Annotated in this window: 21 protein-coding genes; 12 read left to right on the top strand and 9 right to left on the bottom strand. The window is 71.6% G+C overall.

Features of this window, described 5'->3' with window-relative positions; genetic code table 11:
* Positions 1-18: 18 nt before the first annotated feature.
* Positions 19-663, top strand: a complete 645-nt coding sequence (locus tag Msi02_RS22340; RefSeq protein ID WP_239108606.1) for an ACT domain-containing protein — start codon at positions 19-21, stop codon at positions 661-663.
* Between the two features lie 6 nt (positions 664-669).
* Here the strand turns inward: Msi02_RS22340 and Msi02_RS22335 are convergent, their stop codons facing one another.
* Positions 670-1,941 (bottom strand): ABC transporter ATP-binding protein, encoded by a 1,272-nt coding sequence (locus Msi02_RS22335; protein ID WP_204050092.1) that lies wholly within the window; start codon positions 1,939-1,941, stop codon positions 670-672.
* A 313-nt stretch (positions 1,942-2,254) separates the two neighbouring features.
* Here Msi02_RS22335 and Msi02_RS22330 point away from each other — a divergent pair, with 313 nt between their 5' ends.
* The 6 genes from Msi02_RS22330 (at position 2,255) to Msi02_RS22305 (ending at position 9,137) form a co-directional block, all read left to right on the top strand.
* A complete protein-coding gene (locus Msi02_RS22330; RefSeq protein ID WP_204050091.1) occupies positions 2,255-3,550 on the top strand; it encodes an extracellular solute-binding protein in 1,296 nt (431 codons plus the stop codon).
* A 3-nt stretch (positions 3,551-3,553) separates the two neighbouring features.
* On the top strand, positions 3,554-4,516 hold the full coding sequence (locus tag Msi02_RS22325) for a carbohydrate ABC transporter permease (RefSeq protein ID WP_079314531.1): 963 nt from the start codon (positions 3,554-3,556) through the stop codon (positions 4,514-4,516).
* Complete coding sequence (locus Msi02_RS22320; protein WP_204050090.1) at positions 4,510-5,382, top strand: sugar ABC transporter permease; 873 nt, start codon at positions 4,510-4,512, stop codon at positions 5,380-5,382. The genes Msi02_RS22325 and Msi02_RS22320 overlap by 7 nt, the downstream gene beginning before the upstream one ends.
* A 26-nt stretch (positions 5,383-5,408) precedes the next feature.
* The gene (locus tag Msi02_RS22315) at positions 5,409-7,031 is read left to right on the top strand and encodes a glycoside hydrolase family 13 protein (RefSeq protein ID WP_204050089.1); all 1,623 of its coding nucleotides are present in this window, start codon (positions 5,409-5,411) and stop codon (positions 7,029-7,031) included.
* A gap of 10 nt (positions 7,032-7,041) precedes the next feature.
* Positions 7,042-8,064, top strand: coding sequence for a LacI family DNA-binding transcriptional regulator (locus Msi02_RS22310; protein WP_204050088.1), 1,023 nt, complete (start codon positions 7,042-7,044; stop codon positions 8,062-8,064).
* Between the two features lie 179 nt (positions 8,065-8,243).
* Positions 8,244-9,137, top strand: a complete 894-nt coding sequence (locus Msi02_RS22305) for a carbohydrate kinase family protein (RefSeq protein ID WP_204050087.1) — start codon at positions 8,244-8,246, stop codon at positions 9,135-9,137.
* Between the two features lie 195 nt (positions 9,138-9,332).
* On the opposite strand, the gene eda is transcribed toward Msi02_RS22305, so the two are convergent.
* Genes eda through edd form a run of 3 tightly spaced genes read right to left on the bottom strand, consistent with a single transcriptional unit; the run spans position 9,333 to position 12,732 of the window.
* Positions 9,333-9,950 (bottom strand): bifunctional 4-hydroxy-2-oxoglutarate aldolase/2-dehydro-3-deoxy-phosphogluconate aldolase, encoded by a 618-nt coding sequence (eda, locus tag Msi02_RS22300; RefSeq protein ID WP_079314535.1) that lies wholly within the window; start codon positions 9,948-9,950, stop codon positions 9,333-9,335.
* Complete coding sequence (locus Msi02_RS22295) at positions 9,947-10,906, bottom strand: glucokinase (protein ID WP_204050086.1); 960 nt, start codon at positions 10,904-10,906, stop codon at positions 9,947-9,949. The genes eda and Msi02_RS22295 overlap by 4 nt, the downstream gene beginning before the upstream one ends.
* Positions 10,903-12,732: a phosphogluconate dehydratase gene (gene edd / locus Msi02_RS22290; RefSeq protein ID WP_204050085.1), complete on the bottom strand. Its 1,830-nt coding sequence runs from the start codon at positions 12,730-12,732 to the stop codon at positions 10,903-10,905. Before edd ends, Msi02_RS22295 begins: the two co-directional genes overlap by 4 nt.
* A gap of 241 nt (positions 12,733-12,973) precedes the next feature.
* Between edd and Msi02_RS22285 the strand changes: the two genes are divergently transcribed.
* A complete protein-coding gene (locus Msi02_RS22285; protein WP_204050084.1) occupies positions 12,974-14,125 on the top strand; it encodes an ROK family transcriptional regulator in 1,152 nt (383 codons plus the stop codon).
* 15 nt (positions 14,126-14,140) lie between these two features.
* Here Msi02_RS22285 and Msi02_RS22280 read toward each other — a convergent pair whose 3' ends face one another.
* Entirely contained in the window at positions 14,141-15,001 is an 861-nt protein-coding gene (locus tag Msi02_RS22280; protein WP_204050083.1) for a sigma-70 family RNA polymerase sigma factor, read from the bottom strand.
* A gap of 74 nt (positions 15,002-15,075) precedes the next feature.
* Between Msi02_RS22280 and Msi02_RS22275 the strand changes: the two genes are divergently transcribed.
* From Msi02_RS22275 to Msi02_RS22265, 3 genes are all read left to right on the top strand, one after another.
* Positions 15,076-15,492, top strand: coding sequence for a DoxX family protein (locus Msi02_RS22275; RefSeq protein WP_204050082.1), 417 nt, complete (start codon positions 15,076-15,078; stop codon positions 15,490-15,492).
* A gap of 125 nt (positions 15,493-15,617) precedes the next feature.
* A complete protein-coding gene (locus tag Msi02_RS22270) occupies positions 15,618-16,382 on the top strand; it encodes an ion transporter (RefSeq protein WP_079314560.1) in 765 nt (254 codons plus the stop codon).
* A 49-nt stretch (positions 16,383-16,431) separates the two neighbouring features.
* A complete protein-coding gene (locus Msi02_RS22265; RefSeq protein ID WP_204050081.1) occupies positions 16,432-17,028 on the top strand; it encodes an HD domain-containing protein in 597 nt (198 codons plus the stop codon).
* A gap of 26 nt (positions 17,029-17,054) precedes the next feature.
* Here Msi02_RS22265 and Msi02_RS22260 read toward each other — a convergent pair whose 3' ends face one another.
* On the bottom strand, positions 17,055-18,008 hold the full coding sequence (locus Msi02_RS22260) for a zinc-dependent alcohol dehydrogenase family protein (RefSeq protein ID WP_239108617.1): 954 nt from the start codon (positions 18,006-18,008) through the stop codon (positions 17,055-17,057).
* Between the two features lie 92 nt (positions 18,009-18,100).
* Here Msi02_RS22260 and Msi02_RS22255 point away from each other — a divergent pair, with 92 nt between their 5' ends.
* Positions 18,101-18,715 carry a TetR/AcrR family transcriptional regulator gene (locus Msi02_RS22255; RefSeq protein WP_239108605.1) on the top strand — a complete coding sequence of 205 codons (615 nt, stop codon included), beginning with the start codon at positions 18,101-18,103 and terminating at the stop codon, positions 18,713-18,715.
* Positions 18,716-18,728: 13 nt separating this feature from the next.
* On the opposite strand, the gene Msi02_RS22250 is transcribed toward Msi02_RS22255, so the two are convergent.
* From Msi02_RS22250 to Msi02_RS22240, 3 genes are all read right to left on the bottom strand, one after another.
* Positions 18,729-19,295, bottom strand: coding sequence for a P-loop nucleotide/nucleoside kinase family protein (locus tag Msi02_RS22250; protein WP_204050079.1), 567 nt, complete (start codon positions 19,293-19,295; stop codon positions 18,729-18,731).
* Positions 19,292-19,543 carry a hypothetical protein gene (locus tag Msi02_RS22245; RefSeq protein ID WP_239108604.1) on the bottom strand — a complete coding sequence of 84 codons (252 nt, stop codon included), beginning with the start codon at positions 19,541-19,543 and terminating at the stop codon, positions 19,292-19,294. The genes Msi02_RS22250 and Msi02_RS22245 overlap by 4 nt, the downstream gene beginning before the upstream one ends.
* Before the next feature lie 95 nt (positions 19,544-19,638).
* Positions 19,639-21,000, bottom strand: a complete 1,362-nt coding sequence (locus Msi02_RS22240; RefSeq protein ID WP_079314545.1) for a S8 family peptidase — start codon at positions 20,998-21,000, stop codon at positions 19,639-19,641.
* Positions 21,001-21,086: the final 86 nt, after the last annotated feature.

Raw genomic sequence — 21,086 nt, 5'->3', positions numbered from 1 at the left:
CTGTGTCCGACACTGTTGGTGTCGCACGAGAAGGAGGTGGTGGGGATGCTGCTGCGGCTGCGGGTCTCGCTCCCCGACCGGCCTGGGGTGCTCGGCCAGGTGGCGCGCGCGTTCGGGGTCATGGGCGCGGACATCCTGCAGGTCACCGTGCTGGAACGGCAGGCGGGCCGCGCGGTGGACGACTTCACCGTCTCCTGGTCGGGCGTGTTCGAGCCCGGCGAGCTGCGCGAGCGGATCGGCGTGGTCCCCGGCGCGCGGGTGGAGGCCGTGTGGCCGACCCGTGAGGTGCCCGGATCGACCCCCGACTACGACCTGCTCGGCCACGTCGCCGCGGACCCAGACCGGGCGTACGTCACCCTCGTCGACGCCGTGCCCGACTTGGTCAGCGCCGAGTGGGCGGTGGCGGTCGACTCGGCCGACGGCACGATCGTCCACGGGAGCTGGCAGGCCCCGGAGAAGGTGCCCGCGGCCGAGCTCACCCCGCTGCGCGCCTCGGCGTTCGAGGAGGGCGGGCTGCACCTGGCGAGCGTGCCGATGGACGGCGTCCACCTGGTGGTGGCCCGCTCGCAGGGGCCCGCGTTCCATCGGGCGGAGCTGGACAAGATCGTCCGCCTGGTGGCGATCGTCTCCGTGCTGGCCGGCGGCGTCAGCCGGCCGGTCTGAGGGGTGTCAGCGGCGCGGCGGGTCGATGCGGGTGCCGTCCATCGTGAACAGCATGAGCCGGGAGACGTCCACGGCGACCCGGCCGGCGTCGCCCGCGCGCCACACGGGCCGGTTGCCGAGCCTGACGATCAGGTCCGCGCGGCGGTGCGTGCCCGACTGCGAGAGCGGCGGCGGCTGCTCCTCCTCCACCGCGGCCGCGCCGTTCAGCAGGCGGCGCATCATCGACCGCGCCTTGCCGCCGCCTCCCGCGCCGTTCATCTGGCGGCGGTCCGGCGGCTCCGGCACGTTGACGGCAGGGATCCCGGCCTCCAGGTAGGCCAGCCACTCGTGGCCGTGATACTCCAGCGTCCTGACCCGGCCGAAGAAGGTCGGGCCCTCCGTCCGCTCCGGCACCGGCACCAGCCCGTCCGGCCGGATCCCCACGATGATCTGCATGCCGGTGTGCTGCGACACCGCGTACGCCCGTGGATCGGTCCAGGGCATCGTGATCTGGTGAGGGCCGAAGTCGAGCATGATGAACTGGTTCTGCGGGGTACGCACGGTCGCCGCGAGCAGGTTGAGCTGCTGGGAGTTGAGGAACGCGGCGGTGAACGCGGTCGCGGGGTCGTTGTAGACCTGCGCCGGGGTGCCGAGGTCCTGCAGCACGCCCCGGTTCATGATGGCGATGCGGTCGGCCAGCGTGAGGGCCTCGACCTGGTCGTGCGTCACGTAGATGGTGGTGACGCCGAGGGCGCGCACCAGCGACGAGATCTCCATGCGCAACTCGGTGCGCATGCCGGCGTCCAGGTTGGACAGCGGCTCGTCCATCAGGAACAGCGAGGGCTGGCGCACGATCGCGCGGCCCATCGCCACGCGCTGGCGCTGGCCGCCCGACAGCGTGCCCGGCCGCCGGTCGAGCGTCTCGTCGATGTGCAGCGCGCGCGACAGCTCGACGACCCGCTGCTTGACCATCGTGGGGTCGGCCTTGGCGATCTCCAGCGGGAACGACAGGTTGCCGCGCACCGTCCGGTGGGGATACAGCGCGCCGTTCTGGAAGACCATCGCGACGTCCCGGTCACGGGGCGCGAGGTGGTTGGCGAGCTGCCCGCCCAGCCACAGGTCGCCGGAGGTGATCTCCTCCAGGCCCGCGATCATGCGCAGCAGTGTGGACTTCCCGCAGCCCGACGGCCCCAGCAGGACGAGGAGCTCACCCTCGTCCGCGCGCAGGTTCATGCGGTCGACCGCGAGGTACCCCCCCGGGTAGATCTTCGTCACGTTGTCGAGGACGACGGTGCTCATGCGCGCTCGTTCCTCCCGGGCAGGCACGCCCGGATCCCCAGCCTTCGGTGTGAATGATGAGGTAGTACATCGCGTCGCGGGCACTCGTGTCCATACGTGTCGTGAAAGATCCGGCATCTACATGCAACATCTCGTTACTCCTAACTTTCCCCTTGCTAAAGACGGTTGTCAGGGTCGCGCCGTGACCTCCCCGCGCCCCTCTGGGAGGCGTCAAATGTAACGAAATTGCTGAAAGTTTCTGTAAGACCTTTCATCCCGTTCGCACCCCTGTTACGTTCCGCTCAAATCCCCCTGAGCAAGGAGTGCGACGCAGATGAGGCGAGTCCTCACGTCCGCGGCGGTGGCCGCGGCGCTCGCTTTGGCGGTCACCGCCTGTGGCGACGGTTCCGGCGACGCCGGATCGTCCCCGGCCAAGAGCGCCGCCCCCGCCGAGGTGTCCGGCACGGTCACCTGGTGGGACACCTCGGACGCCACGACCGAGGGCCCGGTCTTCCAGGAGATCATCAAGGACTTCGAGGCCAAATATCCGAAGATCAAGGTCAACTACGTCAACGTGCCGTTCGCGGACGCGCGGGACAAGTTCAAGACCGCCGCGCAGTCCGGTTCCGGCGCGCCCGACGTCCTGCGCACCGACGTGGGCTGGGTCGCGGAGTTCGCCTCGCTCGGCTACCTCGCGCCGCTCGACGGCACCCCCGCGGTCGACAAGCCCGAGGAGTTCCTGCCCGTCCCGGCCGCCAGCGGTAAGTACAACGGCAAGACGTACGGCGTGCCGCAGGTGACGGACACCCTCGGCCTCCTGTACAACAAGGAACTACTGAAGAAGGCGGGCTACGACGAGCCTCCGGCGACGATGGCCGACCTCAAGAAGGTGGCGCTCGACGTCAAGTCGAAGACCGGAGCGGGCGGCCTCGCCCTGAACGTGGACGCCTACTTCCTGCTTCCGTTCATCTATGGCGAGGGCGGCGACTTCGTCGACGTCCAGAACAAGAAGATCACGATCTCGTCCCCGCAGAGCGTGGCGGGGGTGAAGATCGTCGAGGACCTGATCACGTCCGGCGCCGCCGTCAAGCCCGCGCTGCAGGACAGCTACACGAACGCCGAGACCGCGTTCAAGGACGGCAAGGTCGCGATGATCTTCAACGGCCCGTGGTCGAACGCCGACAACCTCGGTGGCAAGGTGTTCAAGGACAACCCGGACAACTTCGGTGTCGCCCCGGTCCCGGCCGGCTCGGCGAAGGCGGGCTCGCCGCTGGGCGGCCACGACTACACCGTGTACGCGGGCTCGAAGAACCTGGACGCGTCCTACCTGTTCGTCCAGTTCATGGACAGCGCGGAGAGCCAGGCGAAGATCGCCGGCAAGCTCGGCCTGCTGCCGACCCGCCAGCCCGCCTACAGCGCCTCCGAGGCCACGGCCAACCCGAAGATCGCCCAGTGGGCGAAGCCGATGGAGACGGCCGTCGAGCGTCCGTGGATCCCCGAGGCCGCCTCGCTGTTCCAGCCGCTGGTCGAGGGCTACCAGAAGCTCGCCGGCGGGCAGACGACGACCGAGCCCATGCTCAAGGACGTCGCCACCGCCTACCAGGGCATCCTCAAGGGCTGGAGCCTGTAGGACATGACGGCTGACGTCGTCGCGACGAGAAGGGCCGCGCCCCGTTCCGGGGCGCGGCGCCTCCTGTCGCGTCACTGGTACGCCTGGGCGATGATCGCGCCGGTCGTCATCGTGATGCTGGTGCTGGTCGGCTACCCGCTCGTGCGAGGCGTGTACCTGTCGCTCACCGACGCGACCGAGGGCAACATGGGCCGCACGATCGGGATGAACGTCATCCCGTCCACCTACGAGTTCGTGGGCCTGAAGAACTACGCCGACATCCTCACGTCCTCGGAGTTCCTCGGCCGGCTGACCTGGACGGTCGTGTGGACCGTGGTGTGCGTCGCCCTGCACGTGAGCATCGGCCTCGGCCTGGCGATGCTGCTGAACCGGCCCATGCGGCTGCGGTCGCTCTATCGCATCCTGCTCGTCCTGCCCTGGGCCGTGCCGGCCTTCGTGTCCGCCTTCATCTGGCGCTACCTGCTGAACGGCGAGTTCGGCGTGGTCAACGCCATGCTGCGGGCCGCCGGGTTCGCCGGGATCAGCTGGCTGGACGACCCGTTCTGGGCCAAGGTCTCGGTGATCGCCTGCAACGTGTGGCTGGGCGTGCCGTTCATGATGCTCGCGCTGCTCGGCGGCCTGCAGGCCATCCCGCGCGAGTTGCACGAGGCCGCCGAGGTGGACGGCGCCACGCCCTGGCAGCGCTTCCGTCACATCACGCTGCCGGGCCTGCGCCCGGTGTCGAGCACGGTCGTCCTGCTCGGCACGATCTGGACGTTCAACCAGTTCCCGGTCATCTTCCTGCTGACCAAGGGAGGACCGGGCGGAGCCACGGAGATCCTCGTGACGTACGCCTACCGCCAGGCGTTCGAGGGCATCAGGAACTACTCGGGCTCCGCCGCCTGGGGCATGGTGATCCTCGCGCTGCTCGTCGTCATGGCCACGGTCTACCGGCGCGCGCTCAGGCAGCAGGGGGAGGCATGGTGAGCCGGGCCGCTCCCGCCCCCGCCGGCGCGTGGAGCCGTGACAGGCGCAGCCCCGGCAAGTCGATCGCCCTGCACCTCACGCTGATCGCGGCGAGCATCGTGTCGGTGTTCCCGGTCGCGTGGCTGGTGCTGACCTCGCTCAAGCCGCGGACGGTCATCGAGACCGCCTCGGTCGCGCCGATCGACCACCCCACGTTCGCCAACTACACGCAGGTCCTGGGGGAGACCAGGTTCCTGACGTGGGCCGCCAACTCCGTCGTCGTCTCGCTCATCACGGCCGTGCTCGGCGTGCTGCTGTCGGCCACCACCGGCTACGCGGTCAGCCGCTTCCGCTTCCCCGGCTTCCGCTCGGTGATGTGGATGCTGCTGATCACGCAGATGTTCCCCGTGGCGATCCTGATCGTGCCGATCTACAACCTGATGGCCGGGCTCGGGCTGATCAACCAGTTCCCGTCCCTCGTCATCGCCTACCTCACCTCCACCGTGCCGTTCTGCGCGTGGATGATGAAGGGCTACTTCGACACCGTCCCCACCTCGATCGACGAGGCGGGCCGGGTGGACGGCCTGACCCCCTTCGGCACGTTCTGGCGGCTCATCCTGCCGCTGGCCAAGCCCGGCCTGGCCGTGGCCGCGTTCTACTCGTTCATCACCGCCTGGGCGGAGGTCGCGTACGCGACCGCGTTCATGACGGGCGACGACAAGTACACGCTCGCGGTCGGCCTGAGCCAGTTCGTCGGCCAGCACAAGGCGGAGTGGGGCCTGCTGACGGCCTCGTCGGTGCTGATCGCCATCCCGGCGGCCGTCGTCTTCCTGCTCGTCCAGCGCCACCTCGTCACCGGCCTGACGGCCGGCGCGACGAAGGCGTGACCCTATATGAGAATCGGGGGATCCCAATGACCGAACTCGCCGTCCAGCCGTCCGCGGTCGCGACCCGGTGGTGGCGCGACGCGGTGATCTACCAGGTGTACGTCCGCAGCTTCGCGGACGGCAACGGCGACGGGATCGGCGACCTGCTCGGCGTGCGCAGCCGCCTGCGCTACCTGTCCGACCTCGGCGTGGACGCGATCTGGCTGACGCCGTTCTACCCCTCGCCGATGGCCGACTTCGGGTACGACGTGGCCGACTACCGCGACGTCGATCCGATCTTCGGCTCGCTCGCGGACGCCCAGGCGCTGATCGCGGACGCCCACCGGCTGGGCCTGCGGATCATCGTGGACGTGGTGCCCAACCACACCTCCGATCGCCATCCCTGGTTCGAGGCGGCGCTGCGGGCCGGGCCGGGCAGCCCGGAGCGGGAGCGCTACATCTTCCGCGAGGGCAAGGGCGCGGCGGGCGAGCTTCCGCCCAACGACTGGGAGTCGATCTTCGGCGGGCCCGCCTGGACCCGTGTCGCGGACGGCCAGTGGTACCTGCACCTGTTCGCGCCCGAGCAGCCGGACCTCAACTGGGAGCACCCGGAGGTGCACCAGGAGTTCGCCGACGTGCTGCGGTTCTGGCTGGACCTCGGCGTGGACGGCTTCCGCATCGACGTGGCGCACGGCATGGTCAAGGCGCCCGGCCTGCCCGACGTGGGCGCCCGGGGCCAGGCCGAGATGATCGGCGCGCAGGTCGTGCCGTTCTTCGACCAGGACGGCGTGCACGAGATCCACCGGGCCTGGCGCCGCATCCTCGACTCCTACGAGGGCGAGCGGATCGGCGTGGCCGAGGCGTGGGCGCCCTCGCCCGAGCGGCTGGCCAACTACGTCCGGCCGGACGAGCTGCACCAGGCGTTCAACTTCCACTTCCTCAAGACGCCCTGGGACGCGACGCGCTTCCGCGAGGTCATCGACGAGTCGGTGCGGACGTCGGCGCTCGTGGGGGCGCCCCCGACCTGGGTGCTGTCCAACCACGACGTCAAGCGGCACGTCACCCGCTACGGCGGCGGCGAGCGCGGCCTGCGCAGGGCGCGGGCGGCGGCGCTGCTCATGCTGGCGCTGCCCGGCTCGGCCTACGTCTACCAGGGCGAGGAGCTGGGGCTGCCCGAGGTGCTCGACCTGCCCGAGCAGTACCTGCAGGATCCGCAGCGGCTGCGCGACCCCGACAGCGGGCGCGACGGCTGCCGCGTGCCGCTCCCGTGGACCGCCGCGGGCGAGCCGCCGTACGGCTTCACACCGCCGGGCATCTACGAGAGCTGGCTGCCGATGCCGGCCGACTGGCGCGACCTGTCGGTGGAGGCGCAACTGCGGGACGGCGCGTCGATGCTCAGCCTCTACCGGACCGCCCTCGCCCTCAGGCGGGAGCACCCGGATCTGGGCGACGGCACGCTGACCTGGCTCGACAGTCCGGCCGGCACGCTGGCGTTCCGGCGCGGGGACTCGTTCGCCTGCGTGCTCAACATGACGCCGGAGTGGGTGGAGATCGAGCCGGGTCAGGGGTACGGCGACCTGCTGCTGGCCAGCGGAGGACCGGAGACCGCCGGTGACGTCGTCCGGCTCGCTCCCGACTCCGCCACCTGGTGGACCGCGAGAGATGTCTAAAGTAATGCTCATGAACAACACACGGCTCGCCGACATCGCCGCCCAGGCCGGAGTCAGCGAGGCGACGGTGAGCCGTGTGCTCAACGGCAAGGCGGGGGTCTCCCCGGCCACCCGCCAGGCCGTGCTCACCGCCCTCGACCTGATGGGCTACGAGCGGCCGCAGCGGCTGCGCCAGCGCAGCAACGGCCTGATCGGCCTGGTGATCCCGGAGCTCGGCAACCCGATCTTCCCGGCGTTCGCGCAGGCGATGGAGAAGTCGCTGATCCAGCACGGCTACACGCCGATCCTGTGCACGCAGGAGCCCGGCGGCGCCCCCGAGGACGAGTTCACCGAGATGCTCCTCGACCGGGGCGTGTCCGGCATCGTCTTCGTCTCCGGCCTGCACGCCGACACCACCGCGCGGATGGACCGCTACACCCGGCTCACCGACCGGGGGCTGCCGATCGTGCTCGTGGACGGCTACAACGAGGGCATTCCCGCGCCGTTCATCTCGCCCGACGACCGGCTCGCCGCGCGCCTGGCCGTGCAGCATCTGGTGGACCTCGGGCACGAGCGCATCGGCCTCGCGCTGGGGCAGCGGCGCTTCGTCCCGGTCATCCGCAAGATCGAGGGCTTCCGCCAGGCGATGGCGCAGCTGCTCGGCCCGGCCGACGTCGACGACCTCATCCAACACTCGCTGTTCTCCGTCGAGGGCGGGCAGGCCGCCGCCGCGGCCTTGCTCGACCGCGGCTGCACCGGGATCTTCTGCGCGAGCGACCTCATGGCGCTCGGCGCGATCCGCGCCGCCCGCGAGCGCGGGCTGTCGGTGCCGGGGGACGTGTCGGTCGTCGGGTTCGACGACTCGCCGCTGATGGCGTTCACCGACCCGCCGCTGACGACCGTGCGCAAGCCTATCGGCGCGATGGCGGCCGCCGCCGTCGAGACCTTGCTGGAGGAGATCGGCGGCACCCCGGCCAAGCACGTCGAGCTGGTCTACCAGCCCGAGCTCGTGGTGCGCGGCTCCACCAGCTCGGGCCCGCGCGTCAACCGCTGAGCCCTGCCGTCAGCCCCGCCGCCCGCCGCCCGCCGCCGCGGGAAGCGCGGGCGCGGTCGCGCGTACCCGCGAGGCCGGTCCCGGCATGCCCGCACCGGCCTGATCGCCCTGAGCCCCGTTCCGGCGGATGCGCGAGGTCACCGCGCCGGATTCCCCTGACGTCCTCTGGAGCGTTGCGAATGACCGATCACCCCCTTGACGTCCTGGTCGTCGGCGGCGCCGGCGTCGACACGACCGTCTACGTGCCCGAACTGCCCCTGCCGTACGCCGACACGTACGCCGTGCCGCCCGTCGTGGACCGGATCGGGAACACCGGCGCGGGGGTCGCGCTCGGCTGCCACGCCCTCGGCCTGCGCGTGAAGTTCGTCGACCTGATCGGCGACGACCCGCAGGGCGCGCTGATCCGCGACCACCTCGCCGCCCGCGGCGTGGACTTCGCCCACGCCCTGTCGGAGGCGGGCACCCGCCGCAGCGTCCTGCTCGTGGACCCGGACGGCAGGCGTCTTTCGCTCTTCGACCCCAGGGTCGTCCCCGGCCAGCGGATGCCCCGCGACCTCTACCTGCCGGCCCTGCGGTCGGCCCGGCACGTCCACGTCTCGATCGTGGATTTCGCCCGGCACGTGTACGCCGACATCCCGGACGGCACGACGGTCTCGACCGACCTGCACGACTGGGACGGCGAGAACCCGCACCACGAGGACTTCGCCTACTCCTCCGACGTGGTCTTCCTGTCCGCGGCCAAGCTCGGCGGGCGGCGCGAGGAGGTCATGCGGGCGATCGCGGAGCGGGGCCGCGCGTCGGTGGTCGTGTGCACGGCCGGGGCCGAGGGCTGCCACGTGCTGGCCGAAGGAAAGGTCCGCGGCTTCCCGGCCGAGCCGCTGCCCGGCCCTGTGGCCGACAGCAACGGCGCAGGCGACGCGTTCGTGTCCGGTTTCCTGTACGGCCGCCTGGCCGGCCGGTCCCTGGAGGAGTGCGTACGGCTGGGCGCCGTGGCCGGAGCGCACGCGTGCACCTCGGAGGGCACGCACGAAAACCCGATCGCCCTGGACGCCCTGCTGGGCGCTGTCTCGTGAGACGACGCCGGGCCCGCCACCGCAGGTGAGCGGTCGCGGGCCCGGCACCCATGGACGTGCCCGGGTCGCGGACACGAGCATGGCCACCGGCTCCGCCGAGGGAGGAAGGACGGACCGGCGAGCTGGAAAACTCAGGAGGTGCTCAGGGGCACTTGCGGGGCGGGAGCGCTCATGGGCACAGCCCGGGCGCAGCGCTCATGGACACAGCGCTGCGGCCTCGGACGCGAGCTTCTCGATCCTGGCGAAATCGCCCGCCGCCACCAGGCTGCGCGGCGTGAGCCAGCTTCCGCCGACGCAGCCGACGTTCGGCAGGGCGAGATAGGCCGGCGCGTTCGACGGGGTGATCCCGCCCGTGGGGCAGAACCGCACGTCGGGCAGCGGGCCGTTCAGCGACTTGAGGTAGGCGACGCCGCCGGCCGGCTCGGCCGGGAAGAACTTCAGCTCGCGCACGCCGCGCTCGGCCAGCGTCATCGCCTCGGTGGCCGTGGCGACGCCCGGCAGGAACGGCACGCCCGCGGCGAGCATGGCCGCGAGCAGGCCGGGCGTGGTGCCGGGGGAGACGAGGAAGCGGGCGCCGGCCCCGGTCGCGGCCTCCACGTCCTCGGGCGAGCGCACGGTGCCCGCGCCGATCACGGCCTCCGGCACCTCGGCGGCGATCCGCCGGATCGCGTCGAGGGCGGCCGGGGTGCGCAGCGTGACCTCGATGACCGGCAGCCCGCCCGCCACCAGAGCCCGGGCGAGGGGGACGGCGCTCTCGGCGTCGTCGAGGACGACCACCGGGACGACCGGCGCGAGGTCGAGAAGGTTGCTCATACAAACTCCACATCGGGGTTTCGTTGGGCGAGCCAGGCGGCCGCACCCGTCAGCGCGGGTTGCTCGGCGATGATCAGTGAGGTGGCGATCGCGGCGGCGTACTCCGTCAGCGCCGGCGCGGTCGTCTCGAACCGGGCCCGGAACGCGCTGCCGGGGATCCGCGAGACCAGGCGGGGCAGCACGCCGCCGCCCAGGTAGACCCCGCCCCGCGCGCCCAGGGTGAGCGCCACGCCGCCGGCGAAGCCGCCGAGCAGGGCGAGGAAGACCTCCACGGTCTCGGCGCACAGCGGGTCGTCCGAGGAGGTGATCTGCGCCGCCGTGCGGGCCTCTGGCACGACGCCGCGCACGAGCGCGAGCCCGCGGTGCAGGCGCGGCAGCCCGGTGCCCGACAGCAGGTGCTCGGCGTCCACGTACGGCAGGCCGTCCGCGCGCAGCGCCCTGACGATCTCCATCTCCAGGTCCGTGACGGCGGGGACCGCCACGTGCCCGCCCTCGCCGGGCACCGGCTGCCAGCCCTCCCGTACGGGGACAAGACCGGCCACGCCGAGCCCGGTGCCGGGTCCGAGCACGGCCTTCGTCAGGCCGGCGGTCGGCGGCGGGCCGCCGAGCGGCACGAGGTCGTCCCCCGCCAGATGCGGCAGCGAGATCGCCAGCGCCTCGAAGTCGTTGAGCAGCACCGTACGCGGGATGCCGAGCTCCTCCACGGATCCCGACCATCCCGCGTTCGTCAGCCGGTACCGGTCTCTGTCGACCGGACCGGCGATCGCCAGGCACGCGGCCCCCGGCCGAACTCCGCCCGCATGGTCTGCGAGATAGGCGGCTACGGCATCGGCAAGGCCGAGATGCTGGGAAACGTCGAGTACGGCTACCGCCTCCGGCTGCCCTCCGGGCCGGGTCACCAAACCGAACCTGGCGTTGGTTCCGCCGATGTCCGCGACCAGCCAGGGAAGGCTCACGCGGCACCTCCGAAGACGCTCGCCCCGCGCTCGGCCGGGCCGACCGAGCGGCGGAAGGAGGCGAACAGCTCGCGGCCGGTGCCGGCCCACTGCTCGTCGGTCAGCGGTGCGCCCTGCGGCGTGCGCCCGGTGAGGTCGGCGAGCACGGTGAGGGTCCCGGCGGCCGAGTCGAGGCGGATCACGTCGCCGTCCCGCAGCAGCGCGATCGGCCCGCCGTCGGCGGCCTCGGGAGACAGGTGGATCGCCGCGGGGACCTTCCCCGAGGCGCCGGACATGCGGCCGTCGGTGACGATGGCCACCTTCTGGCCGCGGTCGAGCAGGACGGCCAGCGGCGGCGTGAGCTTGTGCAGCTCCGGCATGCCGTTGGCCCGGGGGCCCTGGTAGCGGACCACCGCGACGAAGTCCTGCCCGTCGAGCTCGCCCCGCTCGAACGCGGCGAGCAGGTCGAGCTGGTCGTCGAACACCTTGGCGGGGGCCTCGATCACCAGGTGCTCGGGCTTGACGGCGGAGACCTTGCTCACCGCCCGGCCCAGGTTGCCCGACAGCATGTGGATGCCACCGTCGGGGGAGAACGGCTCGGCGACCGGCCGCAGGACCTCGGTGTCGGCGCTGGGCTCGGTCCGCTCCTCCCAGGCCAGCCCGCCCTCCTTGAGAGCGGGGGCGGACCGGTAGAGGCCGAGGCCGCGCCCGGCGACCGTGAGCACGTCCTCGTGGAGCAGCCCGGCGTCCAGCAGGTCGCCGATGAACACCGCCATGCCGCCCGCGGCCTGGAAGTGGTTCACGTCCGCCTGGCCGTTGGGGTACATGCGGGTGATCAGCGGCACGACCTTGGACAGGGCCGCCATGTCGTCCCAGGTCAGCTCGATGCCGGCGGCCGCCGCCATGGCGACCAGGTGCATCGTGTGGTTGGTGGAGCCGCCGGAGGCGAGCAGCGCGACGACCGCGTTGACGATCGCCTTCTCGTCCACGACCTCGGCGACGGGGGTGTACTCCTCGCCGTGCGGGGTGATCTCGACCGCCCGCCGCGCCGCCGCCGCGGTCAGCGCGTGCCGCAGCTCGGTGTGCGGGTTGACGAACGTCGCCCCCGGCAGGTGGAGGCCCATGACCTCCATGAGGAGCTGGTTGGAGTTGGCGGTGCCGTAGAACGTGCAGGTGCCGGGGGAGTGGTAGGACGCCGCCTCGGCGTCGAGCATCTCCAGGCGGCCGATCTTGCCCTCGGCGAAGGCCTGCCGCGCCCTGGCCTTGACCTTGTTCGGCAGGCCGGAGGCCATCGGCCCGGCGGGGACGAATATCGCCGGTAGGTGCCCGAAGCATAAGGCGCCGATGAGCAGTCCCGGAACGATCTTGTCGCAGACCCCGAGCAGCAGGGCCGCGTCGAACATGTCGTGCGACAGCGCGATCGCGGTCGCCATCGCGATCACGTCGCGGCTGTAGAGCGACAGCTCCATGCCCGCCCGGCCCTGGGTGATGCCGTCGCACATCGCGGGCACGCCGCCCGCGACCTGCGCCACGCCGCCCGCCTCCCGGACCGCCCGCTTCAGCTCCGGCGGGTAGGTCTCGTACGGCTGGTGCGCCGACAGCATGTCGTTGTACGACGTCACGATGGCCACGCCGGGCTTCGCCGTACCGCGCAGGTCGAGCTTGTCCTCGGCGGGCGCGGCGGCGAAGCCGTGGGCCAGGTTGGCGCAGCCGAGCCGCCCCCGGGCCGGCCCCCGCTCACGCAGCTCGGCCCCGGCACGGCGCACCCGCTCCAGGTAGGCCCTGCGGCTTTCCCGGCTGCGCACGACCACGCGCTCGGTGACCTCGGTGATAACGGGGTTCGTCACGGAAGGTCCTCCTCCTGCCGGGGCCGCCGCGAGGCGGGGTCCAACTCGCCCCGGGACCTTCGTCCCGGAACGTGCGCCCGGCGGCACGTCCGGCCCCCGATCCGTTGATCGGGCACCAGGTGTCGATCAGGCACGGATGGGACAGTATCGGGAAGTTATGCGACTTTTCAAGCCCACTTATGTAACTCGAAATGAATAAGTCATTGAACTTCGGTGAGCTTCTGTGCTTCACTTACGCTCGATGTCACGTTTAGCCACCACCGGCGAGGTCCTCCAGCTCATCCGGAGCGGGGAGGCGGTGACGCGCGCCGACATCGGCCGCGTGACGGGCCTGTCCCGCCCGGCCGTCGCGCACCGCGTCGCCGACCTGCTCCAGCGCGGGCTGATCGTGGAGGACGCCGAGGGGCCGTCCACCGGGGGCCGCCCGCCCGTACGGCTGCGTTTCGCCGCCTCCGGGGGAGTCGTCCCGGTGGCCTCGCTCGGCGCCCGCCGCACCCAGATCGCGCTGTGCGACCTCGCGGGCGAGGTGCTGCAGCGCACCGACCTGGACATCGACGTCGAGGAGGGGCCGGGCGTCGTCCTGCCCCTGCTCATGGACACGTGGGAGAAGCTGCTCGACGGGCGGGACGACGTCGTCGGCATCGGGCTGGGCGTGCCGGCGACCGTGGAGTTCGCCGCAGGACGGGTCGAGAGCGCCCGCGTGATGGCGAGCTGGACCGGCGTGGTGATCCCGCCGATCATCGCCGAGCGGTTCCGCGTGCCGGTGCTCGTGGACAACGACGTGAACGTCATCGCGATGGGCGAGCACCGGGTCGTCTACGCCTCCGAACTCGACGACCTGCTGTTCGTGAAGGTCTCCACCCGCATCGGCGCTGGCGTGATCTCCGGCGGCGGCATCCTGCGCGGCGCGCTCGGCGCGGCCGGGGAGATCGGGCACATTCCCGTGCGGGACGGCGGGGGCGTGCTGTGCCGCTGCGGCAACCTCGACTGCGTCGACTCGGTCGCCAGCGGCACCGCGATCCTGCGCGACCTGAGGGCCAAGGGCCGCGACGTGATGTCGCTCGCCGACGTGACCGCCCTGGTCCGGGCCGGCGACGCGGAGACCATGGCCGTGGTGCGGCAGGCCGGCCGCTGGCTCGGCGAGGTCATCTCGGGCGCGGTCAACCTGCTCAACCCCGCCGTCGTGGTCCTCGGCGGCGACGTCGCCGAGATGTTCCAGCCGCTCGTGTCCGGCGTGCGCGAGGTCGTCTACCGCCGCTCCACCCAGCTCGCCACCCGCAGCCTGCGCATCGAGCGCAGCCGCCTCGGGCCCGGCGCGGGCATCACCGGCTGCGCCCTCATGGTCCTGGACCACGTCCTGTCGGCCCAGGCCATCGACGCCGCCGCCCGCTGAAGTCCGCCCCCGCGGTCAAGAGCGGAGAGGCGCCAGGTCGACGTGCCCTAGGCGTCCGGGATCGTTGATCAGCTCGATCACGGCGATCTTGCCGTGGTCGAAGGTGAAACCGAGTGCCCCGATGAGGCGTCCTTGCGGGACGATCGCGAGACCCACGGTCCCGTCCACCAGCGCGGGCCGTACGAACCTGGCGGCGCGCGAGTAGGTGAGCGCGTGGGCGCCCACGGCCCGCGCACCCCGCACCAGCTCTGCGCCGCCGTCCCGGAGGAGGACATCGGGATCGAGCACGGCGAGGAGCCCGTCGAAGTCACCGTGCCGCAGCGCTGAGAGGAAGGCCTGGACGACCTGCCGCTGGCGGATGATGTCCACCTGCCGGGGTGGGGTCGCGCCCACGACCCGTCTGCGGGCGCGGCTGGTGAGCTGACGGGTGGCGGCCGGGGACCTTTCGAGGATGGCGGCGATCTCGTCGAAGGGCACGGCGAAGACGTCGTGCAGGACGAAGGCGAGCCGCTCGGCGGGGGCGAGGCTGTCGAGCACGACCATCAGCGCGGGACCGATCGAGTCGGCCAGCAGGGCTTCGGCTTCGGGATCGCCGGCGTCGTGGCCTCCGGCGGAGAGCTCGGCAGTGGTGTCAATGAGGGGCTCCTCGCGGCGGTTCCGGCGGGCGCGCAGCATCTTGAGGCACTCCCGGGCGACGACGGTGGTCAGCCATCCGGCGAGGTTGGCCACCTCGGCGGTGTCGGCGCCGCTGAGACGCAGCCATGCGTTCTGCACCGCGTCGTCCGCTTCCGTGTGCGTGCCCAGCATCCGGTAGGCGACCGCCCGCAGATGGGGCCGCTGCTCCTCGAAGAGCACTGCCAGCCCGGCCTCGTCCATCGGTCACATCCTTCCGCCGTCGGGGTTCATGGCGATGAACCCGGAGCCCGCTCGGATGTGACAAGGAGCATCTCATGGAACCGACCTCGGGCAGCACCAGGCGCAGCGCGTACGTGCGAGCGGCCGGCTACTGGATGGCCACCGCAGCGGTAACGGCCGAACTGGCGGTCGGCGGCATCTGGGACATCGCGCGGATTCCGCAGGTCCGCGACCTGGTGACACACCTGGGCTATCCGCCCTACTTCCTGGTGCTGCTGGGGACCTGGAAGGTGCTGGGCGCGATCGCCCTGCTCGTCCCGCGTCGCGCGCTGGTCAAGGAATGGGCCTACGCGGGCGCCTTCTACACCTACACCGGGGCTGTCTTCTCCCATCTGACCACCGGGTACGCCCTGGGCGAGGTGTGGGTGCTCGCCATCCTGACCGCACTGACCGCGCTGTCCTGGGTGCTGAGGCCCCCCAGCCGCCGTACGCGCCGCCTCGCCGTGCGGTGACGGCCGGCGCGACGTGAGCGGATCGAACACCGAGCACCGGAGCGCTCCAGGCCGACGGGGAACGGATATGTCGGGCGGTGGCACTAGGCTCTTGCCGATCTTTCATGGCCCCCCAGGAGTCCTTCGTGCGTGAACGTGTCCGCCGCCTGATCGAGTCGCGGCGGTTCCAGCAGGCGATCACCGTGGTGATCCTCTTCAATGCGGCCACGCTGGGCGTCGAGACCTCCGCCGAGGCGGTCGCCCGTTACGGCACGGAACTGCACGTCGCCGACCACGTCGCCCTGTACGTCTTCGTGGCGGAGATCCTCGCCAAGATCTACGTCTACGGGTGGCGGTTCCTCCGCGACGCCTGGAACGTCTTCGACCTGCTGATCATCGGCTTCTCGTTCCTGCCCACCGCGGGCGGCCTGTCGGTGCTGCGAGCCCTGCGCGTCCTGCGGGCGCTGCGGCTGATCTCGGTGGTGCCGTCGCTGCGCCGGGTGGTCTCCGCGCTGCTCACCGCCATTCCCGGGATGACCTCGATCGTCGTCCTGCTCGGCCTCGTCCTGTACGTCGCCGCCGTCATGGGCACCAAGCTGTACGGCGCCGCCGCGCCCGAGTACTTCGGCGACCTGCCCACGTCGCTGTACACGCTGTTCCAGGTCATGACGGGGGACGGCTGGTCGGATATCAACCGCGAGTTGATGGAGAGCCATCCCTCGTCGTGGATCTACTTCGTCGTGTTCGTGCTGGTCTGCACGTTCGTCGTGCTGAACCTCTTCATCGCGGTCGTGGTGAGCGCTATGGAGGAGGAGGCGAGGGACGACCGCTCGACACTCGCCGAGCTGTCGGCCCTGCGCGAGGAGATCAGGGGGCTGCGCGAGAGCCTGGGCGAACGGGTGCCCTCCTGACGTCGGGGAACCTGATCGCCCATGATCGTCGCTTGCTAGACTCCGCCGCATGCGGCTTCCGACGGACGCTGAGATCCGCGCACTGCACGCGAGACACGCGCCCACGGAGGAGGCGTTCGAGCTCGTGCACACCCACTGCGAGATCGTCTGCGCGATCGCCCTGCGACTGGCCGACCGCGCCGGACTCGACGTCGACGCCGAGTTGGTGCGGGCCGGAAGCCTGCTGCACGACATCGGGGTCTACCGGCTCTACGACGAGGACGGACGGCTCGACCACGCCGGATACGTGCGCCACGGAATCCTCGGCCACGAACTGCTCCGCGGGGAGGGCTTACCCGAGATCCTGTGCCGGTTCTGCTCTCACCACACGGGTGTGGGGATCAGCCGGGAGGACGTGCTGCGACAGGGCCTGCCGCTGCCTCCCCGCGACTATCTCGCGGAGTCGGCCGAGGAAGAGCTCGTGATGTTCGCGGACAAGTTCCACAGCAAGACCGACCCGCCGAGATTCGTCACCGCCGGCGCGTACGCGGCACACGTCCGCCGGTACGGCGAGGACAAGGCCGAGACGTTCGCGTCGATGTGCGCCGCCTTCGGCGTCCCCGACCTGCGGCCGCTCGCCACCGCGTACGGCCACGAGATCATGTGACCGGCGAGCGGCGTGAGCGGCGAGGGCTACGGCGTGAGCACGATCCTGCCGAACACCTCGCCGGCGTCCATCTTCCGGTGCGCCGACACGGCCTGCTCCAACGGCAGCACCTCGTGCACCACCGTGTGCAGCGCGCCGCGACCCGCGGCGGCGAACTGCTCGATCCGCACGGCACGCCGAGCGGGTCCGGCCACCGTGTCGGCGCTGAAGGTGGCGAACGACATCGACTTCCGGAACGCCGCCATCATCGTCGTGCCGAAGTCCGCCGGCGGCTGGCCTCCGACCGCGCCGACGGCCACCAGGCGGCCGTTGGGGTTGAGCTTGTCGAAGAAGGACGGCATGTCCGGGCCGGCGACGACGTCGATGATGACGTCGTAGCCCGCGGGAGCCGCCTCGCCTCCCTCGCCGGAGCGGTCCAGCACGTGGGTCGCGCCGAGCGTGCGCAGGCGCTCGCCGCGCTCGGCCGACGACGTCGTGACCGCCACCGCTCCGGCACCGCCACGAGCCGCGAGCTGAACCGTCATGATCCCGATGCTGCCGGCCGCACCGCGCACCAGCACCGACTCGCCGGGAGCGAAGTGGGCATGGGAAAGGCCGAAGTGGGCCACCACACCGGAGCTCCCGAGCGTCACCGCGTGGACGGCGGACAGGTTCGCGGGGAGGGGAAGGATCTCCTCGACCGGAGCGATCGCCTGTTCGACGTAGCCGCCGCCCACACCGGTGAACGCCCACACCCGCTGCCCGATCCATGAGGTGTCGACGTCGTCGCCGACGGCGGTCACGGTGCCCGCCACCTCGCTGCCGGGGATGTGCCCTTCCGCGAAACCGTAGGCGGCCAGAGCACCGCTCCGGATCACGGCGTCCACGCCGCCGACGCCGATCGCCTCGGTGGCGATCAGCACCTGTCCGGCGGCGGGAGCCGGGGCGGGGAGGTCGATGACCGCCAAACCTTCGGGACTTCCGAACGCCTGGATCACCACTGCTTTCAAGGTCGTCTCCACATTCCTGGATCGATCGGTACTGCCTCGGGACCGTAACGGACACCACCGTCCGTTTGGCTAAAGTGAGAGCGGTGACCGGTCGTTTGCCTCACAACCTGCGGTCCGACGCCCTGGACAACCGTGAGCGCATCCTCTACGCGGCCCGCGCGCTGTTCGCCGCCGAGGGTCTGGACGTCTCGATGCGGGAGATCGCCCGGCACGCCGGAGTCGGTCCCGCCACCCTGTATCGCCGTTTCCCGACCAAACAGGTGCTGGTCACCGAGGCCTTCACGGACGAGATGCGCGCGTGCCACGCCATCGTCGACGAGGGGCGTGCCGACCCGGATCCGTGGCGCGGTTTCTGCCTCGTGATAGAGAAGATCTGCGAACTGCACGCCCGCAACCGAGGCTTCACCGAAGCCTTCATGTCGGCCCACCCCAAGGAGGTGGATCTCGCGGCGAGCCGTGAGCAGACGCTGAACGCGCTCGCCGAACTCGCCCGCCGGGCCAAGAAGACGGGTCACCTACGCGCCGACTTCGTCCTCGACGACCTGATCCTCATGCTCACGGCCCACAGGGGCATCCGCGCCACATCGGCGGCCGCCCGGGTCGCGGCGTCCCGGCGCTTCGCCGCGCTCGTGATCCAGGCGTTCCACGCCTTCCCGGAGCGCTCACCGCTACCGGAGGGGGCGCGGCCGGCATCCTGAAGGCGGCCCCTGGCTAGGTCCTCGCCAGCAGCCGGTCGATCTGGGCCTCCAGCGGGGGCGCGCCGAGGCGGTTGTCGACCTCGTCGTACGGCACGGCGGGCGGTTCGTCGACGCGGATGGCGCGCAGGTATTCGGCGAACCTCTCCAGCTTCTGCCCGTCCCTGGCGAGGCCCCGGCGGATCAGCCGCTCACGCAGTGTCGGGCCGTCGGAGCGGATCCAGACCAGACGCACCTCGGGCCCGCCCAGCGCGTCCACCCACGCGTGCCAGAGCGCCGCGTCGTGCACCTGGGAGGTGAAGGGCCCGCCGAGCATCACCGGGCAGCCGTGGGAGCGGATCTCCCTGGCCGTCGCCGTCATGCCGGCATACTCGTGCCGCTTGACGTGCTCGTCGTACCACGGCCCCTCACGCTCGCCCGGCGGCCTGCCGTACGCGGCGAGCGTGGCCTCGACGAAGCCGCCGTACATCGTGTCCTTGTCCAGCAGGGCGGGCACGGGGTCGAGGCGGGCCAGCAGCAGGTCGCAGACGGTCGACTTGCCCGCGCCCGGCGGACCGGACACCACCCAGAGGGGAGCGGTCATCGCGGCGGGCCGTAGGGCTCGATGGGCGGATCGGAGTACGGCCCGCCGTCCGCCGTCCCGGTGCCCGAGTCGCCGACGCGCCGCCCGGCTTCCTCCGCCACCCGCAGGACGTACAGGTTCCTGCCGGGATCGACCGGCACCAGGCCGTACGCGGTGTCGACCTCGTCCTCGGCGAGGCCGAGCCGCCGCATCGCCTCCTCCAGCGTCGCGGGCGCGGCGAGCCGCACGGTGATGAGCACCTCGGCCACCGGCCCCGCCTCCCCCTGCTGGACGTCTGCGGCGCTGTGCTTTCAGGCCGCCTTCGCGGCGCTGTGGTTTCAGCCGCTTTCGCGGCGCTGTGGTTTCAGGCCGCTTTCGCGGCTCGGCGGCGCAGCGCGGCGATGATGCCGGCGGCGTCCACCACGCCGTACCCGTAGTCGTGGTCATACCCTACGGCACTGCGATCATCGGCCGTCCGGCGGAGCAGGGTCCGGAGCTGGGCGGGCGGCAGCACCGTCGAGGGCCAGCGGGAGCGGACAGCGGCGACCAGCCCGGCCGCGACGGGACAGGCCGCCGAGGTGCCCGAGTCGGGCTCGCCGTCACCGAGCGCGCCCGAGCCGGCGAAGTGCGTGTAGGCGCAGACGTCCGGCTTGCGCGCGGCCAGCCGCCCGGGGCCCTGCGAGGAGTAGCCCACCCGCGTGCCCGTCGTGTCGATCCCGCCGATCGACAGCGCGCGGGGATGGGAGTTGGCCCCGACGATGGGCCGGTCGGGGTAGGCGCACCTGCTGTCGCGGCACTGCGTCCCGCAGTTGCCCGCGGCGAACAGGATGTCCGCCCCTGCCTCGGCCAGGCTGCCGACGATCAGGTTGAACGGATGGGCCGGGTTGTCGGAGTAGTTGCCGGGGTGCCCGGGCGGGAAGTCCCAGCGCGGGGAGAACGACCCCCAGCTGTTGGTCACCACGAGCGCCCGCGACTCGGCCGGCTGCGCGTCGAGGACCTCGCGCAGGTGGGCGTACGCGGCGATCGCGTCGGACAGCAGGCCGTCGAGCGTCGAGCCGCCCTGCCGCCGCGACAGCAGCACGGGCACGTCCACGAGCGAGGCCTTGGGCGCGGCGATCAGCGCGTCGAAGGCGCACATCGTGCCGTGGTCCACCGGGAAGTCCCCCGGGGTTCCGGAGACGCTCTGGGGGTTCCAGCTCCGTTCGTGATCCACTGTCACGTCGTGGCCGCGGGCGGACTTGACGTACGCCGCGTTGATGCCGGTGTCGATGACCGCGAGGGGGACGCCGGACCCGTCCAGCCCCTCGGCCGTCAGGTCGGGCACGCGCAGCAGGCGTTCGACGTCGTGCCAGTCGCCGACGGCGGGATCGCCCCCGCAGGTCAGCGTGGTCTCGATCGCCGGGTCGGCGTACACCGCGACCACGTCGCGGCGGGCCGCGGGCAGGAGGGCGACCCTGCTGGTGACCTCGTCGTCGGCGATCTCCCCGCGGACCACGACCGAGGCGTCCTGAGGCGCCATGGAGAAGACCAGCGGCTGGTTGAGCGACAGCGGGTCCCCGCCGGGGGACGCGGGCATCGGCCGGGGCACGGCCACGGGGGCGTACGAGTGGTCGAGGACGACCCCGGGCAGGCCGTCGGCCACGTCCGACGCCATCGACGGGACCGACGGGTCGGCGACGGCGGCGACCAGGTCGGGGGACGGACGCAACTGGATGAGTACGCGCACGACGAGTCCACTCCGTTACTAGGCGGATCGTGACTGGGTGGATACGTTACGTGACAACCTTGCTGCATCCGGATGGCGGCGTCCAC

The organism is Microbispora siamensis, assembly GCF_016863095.1.
Classification (GTDB): Bacteria; Actinomycetota; Actinomycetes; order Streptosporangiales; family Streptosporangiaceae; genus Microbispora; species Microbispora siamensis.
The sequence above is the reverse complement of the archived record's forward strand: the minus strand, read 5'-3'. Positions and strand labels throughout refer to the sequence as shown.

Excerpts from the sequence above, each read along its gene's own strand:
- Msi02_RS22275 (WP_204050082.1), top strand. The coding sequence starts at position 15,076 with ATGGAACCGACCTCGGGCAGCACCAGGCGCAGCGCGTACGTGCGAGCG.
- eda (WP_079314535.1), bottom strand. The coding sequence starts at position 9,950 with ATGAGCAACCTTCTCGACCTCGCGCCGGTCGTCCCGGTGGTCGTCCTC.
- Msi02_RS22315 (WP_204050089.1), top strand. The coding sequence starts at position 5,409 with ATGACCGAACTCGCCGTCCAGCCGTCCGCGGTCGCGACCCGGTGGTGG.
- Msi02_RS22285 (WP_204050084.1), top strand. The coding sequence starts at position 12,974 with ATGTCACGTTTAGCCACCACCGGCGAGGTCCTCCAGCTCATCCGGAGC.
- Msi02_RS22335 (WP_204050092.1), bottom strand. The coding sequence starts at position 1,941 with ATGAGCACCGTCGTCCTCGACAACGTGACGAAGATCTACCCGGGGGGG.
- Msi02_RS22330 (WP_204050091.1), top strand. The coding sequence starts at position 2,255 with ATGAGGCGAGTCCTCACGTCCGCGGCGGTGGCCGCGGCGCTCGCTTTG.
- Msi02_RS22265 (WP_204050081.1), top strand. The coding sequence starts at position 16,432 with ATGCGGCTTCCGACGGACGCTGAGATCCGCGCACTGCACGCGAGACAC.
- Msi02_RS22305 (WP_204050087.1), top strand. The coding sequence starts at position 8,244 with ATGACCGATCACCCCCTTGACGTCCTGGTCGTCGGCGGCGCCGGCGTC.
- Msi02_RS22310 (WP_204050088.1), top strand. The coding sequence starts at position 7,042 with ATGAACAACACACGGCTCGCCGACATCGCCGCCCAGGCCGGAGTCAGC.
- Msi02_RS22250 (WP_204050079.1), bottom strand. The coding sequence starts at position 19,295 with ATGACCGCTCCCCTCTGGGTGGTGTCCGGTCCGCCGGGCGCGGGCAAG.
- Msi02_RS22280 (WP_204050083.1), bottom strand. The coding sequence starts at position 15,001 with ATGGACGAGGCCGGGCTGGCAGTGCTCTTCGAGGAGCAGCGGCCCCAT.
- Msi02_RS22325 (WP_079314531.1), top strand. The coding sequence starts at position 3,554 with ATGACGGCTGACGTCGTCGCGACGAGAAGGGCCGCGCCCCGTTCCGGG.
- Msi02_RS22320 (WP_204050090.1), top strand. The coding sequence starts at position 4,510 with ATGGTGAGCCGGGCCGCTCCCGCCCCCGCCGGCGCGTGGAGCCGTGAC.